General features: G+C 70.0%; 6 protein-coding genes and 1 pseudogene. All 7 read left to right on the forward strand.

Features of this window, described 5'->3' with window-relative positions; genetic code table 11:
- Window positions 1-53 precede the first annotated feature (53 nt).
- A complete protein-coding gene (locus tag EHS43_RS34125) occupies window positions 54-389 on the forward strand; it encodes a hypothetical protein (RefSeq protein WP_125194520.1) in 336 nt (111 codons plus the stop codon).
- A gap of 34 nt (window positions 390-423) precedes the next feature.
- Window positions 424-744 (forward strand): WXG100 family type VII secretion target, encoded by a 321-nt coding sequence (locus tag EHS43_RS34130; RefSeq protein WP_125194521.1) that lies wholly within the window; start codon window positions 424-426, stop codon window positions 742-744.
- Between the two features lie 17 nt (window positions 745-761).
- Window positions 762-1,247 (forward strand): type VII secretion system-associated protein, encoded by a 486-nt coding sequence (locus EHS43_RS34135; protein ID WP_125194522.1) that lies wholly within the window; start codon window positions 762-764, stop codon window positions 1,245-1,247.
- Window positions 1,247-3,889, forward strand: coding sequence for an AAWKG family protein (locus EHS43_RS34140; protein ID WP_125194523.1), 2,643 nt, complete (start codon window positions 1,247-1,249; stop codon window positions 3,887-3,889). Before EHS43_RS34135 ends, EHS43_RS34140 begins: the two co-directional genes overlap by 1 nt.
- Window positions 3,886-4,353, forward strand: a complete 468-nt coding sequence (locus EHS43_RS34145; protein ID WP_125194525.1) for a YbaB/EbfC family nucleoid-associated protein — start codon at window positions 3,886-3,888, stop codon at window positions 4,351-4,353. The genes EHS43_RS34140 and EHS43_RS34145 overlap by 4 nt, the downstream gene beginning before the upstream one ends.
- Window positions 4,346-4,690 carry a hypothetical protein gene (locus EHS43_RS34150; RefSeq protein WP_125194524.1) on the forward strand — a complete coding sequence of 115 codons (345 nt, stop codon included), beginning with the start codon at window positions 4,346-4,348 and terminating at the stop codon, window positions 4,688-4,690. The genes EHS43_RS34145 and EHS43_RS34150 overlap by 8 nt, the downstream gene beginning before the upstream one ends.
- 7 nt (window positions 4,691-4,697) lie before the next feature.
- Window positions 4,698-6,321 (forward strand): annotated as a pseudogene (locus EHS43_RS34155) (hypothetical protein); the annotation flags it as partial.

The following is a 6,321-nucleotide window of genomic DNA, read 5'->3' on the forward strand; positions in this document are numbered from 1 at the left end:
CCCTCGGGGCGGAGGCCCCGCCCCGTACCCACGTTCCGACCGGGAGGTCCCCCATGGCCGGTGGCCAGCAGTCAAGCGAGCAGGCGACCCGCAACGGCATCCAGGCCCTGGAGGCCGCCTTCAGCGGCATCCTCAAGTCCCGCCAGGACGTCGACAACACCCGCGCCACCCTCTCGTCGGGTTACCAGGGCAGCGACGGCGGCCAGTACGGCGCGCTGCTGACGCAGTGGGACGAGCAGTGCAACACCATCCTGCGCAACCTGGAGGACATGGTCGACAAGCTCAACACGAGCCTCGTCGAGCACGGCAAGGCCCAGGGCTCCTCCAACGAGGCCATCAACCAGGCCTACAACGCCTCGCAGTCGGCGTTCGACCAGCTCATCGGCTGAAGTCCCTCCCTCCACCGCACCGAACGAGGTTTCGATGTCCGACCTGAACGACGGCTACATCTACGTCGACTACAACCACATGAACAACGCGGCCGACGACATGGTCCAGCAGACCAAGGCGATCGCGAACACCCTGGTCTCCCTGGAGCAGGAGCTCAACGCACTCCAGAAGTCCTGGTACGGCAACGACGCCTCCATGTACACCCAGAAGCAGGACGCCTGGAACGCTGCCGTGCAGAACATGGAGCGGCTGCTGACCTCGCACGCCTCACTGCTGACGGACATCTCCGACCAGTACCAGTACAGCGAGAACCAGTTGACACAGATGTGGTCCGAAGTCGGCATCGGCCGCTAGCGGGAGCACGGACGACCATGGCGGACCTCACCCATCTCGACGGCCCCGCGCTCCAGCGCTTCGTCGACAACGACCTCGCGGACTTCCTCGACGCGCTCAAGGCGATCCGCCGGGACAGCACGGCGGACAACGGCGGGATCCGGGCACTGCGCAGCATCGTGGACGGCGCGACCACACCCGACTCCCTCCAGCAGAGCCAGGCGCTGGCCATCGGCTCGATGGGCGCCGACGACTTCCTGCACGGCAAGTCGCTGCTGACCGCCGCGACGGGCGCCGCCAAGAGCGTGGACGGTGTCCTCGCGCAGCACGTCGACCTGTTCGGCGACATCGACCGCGACCTGAAGCAGACCATCCGCACCCTGCTCAACACCCAGGGCAGCAGCCTGCACTCCATCGGCGCGGAGCGAATGCTCGACGTCTTCTCCGACGTCGACGAGGGCATGAGCGAGAACCCCGGGGACGACAGGGGTTCCGGCGACGACGAAGACGAAGACGACAACTGATGGCCACGTACGACCAGGACGACTACTGGGGACAGGCGGTGACCCTGTTCACCGGCTACCCCGTGCCCAGCCGGGCGGGTCTCTTCGACAAGCTGAAGAGCAAGGAGGGCATCCCGCTCTTCCGCATGGACATCCGCTCCGAGTCCATGCGGCAGCTGACGGACGCCGACTACACCGCGATCAGCGGCTGGCACGTGGCGAGCGGCGACGACTACGTCCTGACCTTCGTCGGCACGTCCAAGGGCACGGACGGCTCGGACCACCAGAGCGCCGACTTCAACCTGTACAAGGCGCACATCGTGTTCATCGGGGTACCGGTGGACGGCAACGGCCGGGCCCGGCTCCTCGACGCGGGCGAGACGTTCTCGGGCACGCCGTTCACCGGGCACTACGGCGACCAGTGGGACAACTCCGGACTGGCCCAGTACGTCAGCGGGGCGAAAGCCGCCCTGGACGCATTGGCGGACGGCGAGCACAGCACATCCGGGTTCTCGTACAACGGCGCCTCCGTGGCCGACAAGGACGCGGTCAAACTCAAGTCGTTCGAGCAGACCGCCCAGGCCTTCGACCGCACCAAGAAGTTCTTCGCCGACCAGGCCGTGGTCCTCAAGCAGTGGGAGGACTCCCTCGGCGGTGACGCCGCCTGGCAGGGTCAGGCGGCCGGCGTCTTCCGCGACCTGGTGCGCCAGTTGCGCAAGAACTACGACGCGTACGTGGAGCAGATGGGTGGCGCCGCCTACCTGGCGCAGAGCACGTCGGTCGACTACTACACCCCGCGCTCCCCGTACTCCGACGCCCTGATCAAGGCGCAGAAGGACCTGTGGCGGCAGACCGTCGTGCTGCGCACCGCCTGGATCGCCTGGGCGAACACCGGACAGCACGACCCGCACCGGGGTCTGCTGGAGATGCTCGACGAACTCTCCGCCTGGGTCCTGCAGAACAACGTCCACCAGGTGTCCAAGGAGATGCGCCAGGGCAGCGCGCACTACACCGCCTCCGCCGCGTTCCGGCAGAGCCACCCGGTCTACGGCAACCTCAACGACGTCAACAACTGGAAGAAGGTCGGCGAGGCGGCCGTCAAGCGCTGGACGAGGTACATCGAAAGCCAGTTGATCCCGTACGCCAAGCAGGCGCTGTCCGACCTGAACAACGCGTGGATCGCGGCCCTCGACCCGCTGGAGGAGGTCCTCGACGCGAAGGACACCTCCTCGCTGACCGAGCAGTCCGAGGGCGGTCGCAACGAGGACGGCGACGGCAACGGCAACGGCAACGGCAACGGCTCCAACGACGACCTGCGCGAGGGACTCGACCAGGCGCTGAACAACCTCAACACCGGGATCGGCAACAGCATCTCCGGGCTGGGCGACAACCTCTCGGGCATCGGCGACGGCCTCGCCGGTCTCGGCGACGGTCTGGGCTCCGGCCTGGACGGTCTGGGCTCCGGTCTGGACGGCCTGACCACGGGCCTCGGCGCCGGGCTGAACAACCTCACCTCCAGCCTCGGCGCGGGACTCGGCGCAGGGCTCGGCAACCTCAGCGACCTCAACACCGGTCTGACCAGCAACCTGGGCGACGGCCTGAACCTCGGCTCCGGGCTCGGCACCAGCCTCACCAACCCCGGCGGCGGCAGCACCACGCTCAACCCGGACGGCACGCTCACCACGACCTACCCCGACGGCTCGGTCAGCATCTTCGACCCGGGCACCGGACGGATCACCACCACGTCCAAGGACGGCAGGACGACCATCGCGGACCTGGACGCCGGGGACAGCGTCACCAATCCAGACGGCAGCGTCACCACGCTCAACCCGGACGGCACGCTCACCACCACCTACCCCGACGGCACGGTCACCACGGTCGACCCGGCCACCGGCGTGGCGACCACGACGGACCCGGACGGCCACGTCACCACCACCGACCTGGGCAGCGGGCTGAGCGACCTCGGCGACCTCGGTCACGGCCTGGACCTGGACGACCTCGACGACGTCGACCACCTGAGCGACAGCCTCAGCAGCCTGAACAGCAACCTCAGTGGCCTCTCCTCCTCCCTGAGCCCCGGCACCGGCACCCCGATGTCCTCCGGGCTGACCGGGCTGGACGGCCTCGACTCGCTCAGCTCATTGGCCGGCGCCGGCAGCGGCACGGCGGGATCGGCGTCGAGCGGCCTGCTCGGCCCGTCCTTCGAGGGATACGACGACTCCCCCTACACCTCGGGCGCGTTGGGCGCACCGGCCGGCACATCCGGCGACTCCGCCGCCGCGAACGGCATGCCGATGATGCCGATGGGCGGCATGGGCGGTGCCCCGGGCGCGGCCGGAGGCCAGTCCGGCACCGGCGAACGCGTCCGCAACGTCCTGACCGAACCGGGAGCCGGCCATCCCCTGGGCGGGCGGACACGCCGCACCGGCAGGAACCGGGCCGGCGCGGACGACGAGGCCGAGGGCACGACGGCCGGGCGGGCCAGGGTCAGCACCAGCTCGTCGGACTCGCCGTTCGCCCCGCAGGCCGACGCGGGCCGCCGGGACGGCCGCAGGACGGAGAGTTCGGGTGCCGAGGAGCGGGCCAGCTGGCTCGCCGACGAGGAGGACGAGGACGTGTGGGGTGCCGAGGAAGGCGGGGCGCCCTCGGTGATCGGGCGGTGAGCGGGTCCCCCTACGAGCAGCGGCTCGCGGAGGCGATCGCCGAACTGGAGTCCACCCGGGCGGCGGTGGCGCGCGCGGAGGCCGAACTCGCCGAGGCCGCCGTCACCGTACGGTCCAAGGACCGCAGTAGTGAGGTCACCGTGGGCCCGCAGGGCGAGCTGACCGGACTGCGGTTCCTGGAGGACCGGTACCGGACCATGGCCGCCGGGCAGCTCGCGGCCAGCGTGCTGGAGGCGGTGGCCGAGGCCCGCGGGCTGATGGCACGTCAGGTCATGGACGCCTTCGAGCCGTTCACCCGGCCCAGCACCGGCGTGCCCGAGCTGACCGGGGTCGACGTCGACTGGGCGCGGATCTTCGGCCCGTCCGTCCTGGAGGACGGTCCCGGACGCGACGCCGGACGCCGCCGGGCCGACGACATCGGCGACGAGATCACCGAGGACCCCGAGGAGCACCACCATGGCTGACGGCAACGCCTACTTCGCCGACCCCGGGCGCATCCAGGCCGGGGTCCGGCAGGTCGACGCGATCAGTTCGCTGGCGCAGGAGATGGTGCGCGACTTCGTGTCCGCCGTGAACCTCACCCGTGACTGGCCCGGGCACGACGACGAGTTCGCACGCGAGGTCAAGCCGCAGGAGAAGTCCGAGCGCGAGTCGGTGACGGACACCGGCCAGGCGGTCACGGACGCCATCGTGGGCGTCGCCAACGGCACCCACACCAACCTCCGGAACATCCTCGGCACCCAGAACGGCGTCCTGGACGCCATCCGCGACTCCGCCGCGGGCGGACCCGGAAGGCACTGAACCGTCCATGGCCATCCACGTCTCGCCCGAGGTCAACAACCTGCTGCTCCTGCTCATCGGTGAGCGGATGCTCCAGGCGGACGAGGACAAGGCGTACCGCAGCCACGAAGCGTACGACCGCCTCGGCAAGCAGCTCACCAGGCTGTCCGAGCTGATCGAGGACTCGGTGATCGAGGTCGGCCGCTCGCTGCCGCCCCAGGTCGCCAGCCGGTACGTCCGCGCGATGAACATGTTCGTCGACGACGGCGGCCGCAACTACCTCAAGGAGTTCGCCGCCGAACTGGACGTCGTCGCCCGGGGCCGGGTCGAGACCTCGGTCAACATCACCGAGGCGAAGTGGCAGATCATCGCCGAGGTCGTACGCCTGCTCATCGAACTCGCCGTGATCCTCGTGATGTCCGTCTTCAGCGGCGGCGCGACGGCCGGGAAAGCGGCGGTGGCGCGGGCACAGAGCCGGGTCACCGTCCTGACCATCCTCGACCAGCTCGCGAAGCGCACGCATCTGATGCCCAGCCTGAGCGAGGCGTTCGACGAGGCGTTCACGACGTTCGCCGTGCGGCTGGCGATGATCTCGTTCGGTCCCGACGGGCGGCGGCCGCACGGGTTCGACTGGAGCCAGATCGTCCAGGACGGCGTGTTCGGCGGGATCACGGGGATGTTCCACGGCGCGTTCGAGGGGGTCGCCGACCGGTTCAAGAACTTCTTCCGGCGCGGCCACCTCGATGACACCGTGTTCAGGAAGTTCGACGAGGACGTGCTGCCGAAGGCGGACCGGGACCGGCTCGCGGATCTGCCGCCGTCCCACCGGAACAGCACCCGGCGGGACGGCTTCAGCGATGACATCGGCGACGCGGTGGCGGAGGGGGCCGCCGAGACCGCCGGCGAGTTCGTCACCGTCGGTCTGTTCACCGGGAGTTGGGCCCTGAGCGGGGACACGTTCCTGTCGGCGGCCGGCAGCGCGCTGTTCATGGGCGCGGTGTTCGCGGGGGCGGCGAAGTTCGGGTCGCAGTTCAACGTCCACATGGACGTGGCCGGCGCGGTCAATGACGTACGGGCACTGGACGCGGACCGGATCAGAACGGAGAGCACGGGGCAGTCACCGCTCCACGGCACCGACAGCGGGACCGGCAGCGGCACGGGCATCGGCACGGGCAGCGGCAGCGGCAGCGGCACCGAGACCGGAGGCCCCGGTCAGGACCATGTGATGGCTCCGACGCCGACCGCGTCGGCCGGACACGCACCGGGTTCCTCACCCCTGTCCAGGAACATACCGACGACCGGCACAGGCGCGGGCGCGGGCGCGGGCCAGGACAAAACGGACACCAGGAAGGAGAACAGCGAGGAGACGCCGGTTCACGGCGTCCTCAGCGAGAGCGAAGGACCGGGCCAGGACGGCCTGACGGCTCCGGCGCCCATCTCCTCGGGTACAGCGGGCACTTCGGGCGGGCCCGGCACCTCGCACCCGTCCCGGGCCACTCCGACGACCGGCCGCGACGACACCACCCGTACCGGAACGTCCGGCACCGGAGAGTCCTCGCCGCCCCCTCGTCGTACCGCGTCCGGCACACCGCAGGCGGAGGCCTCCTCGCCGCGGAACCACACCCGCGCCACCACCGCCCGCTCCCTCGGCG

The sequence above is a fragment of the Streptomyces sp. RP5T genome (genome assembly GCF_003933965.1).
In the GTDB taxonomy this organism is placed as follows: domain Bacteria; phylum Actinomycetota; class Actinomycetes; order Streptomycetales; family Streptomycetaceae; genus Streptomyces.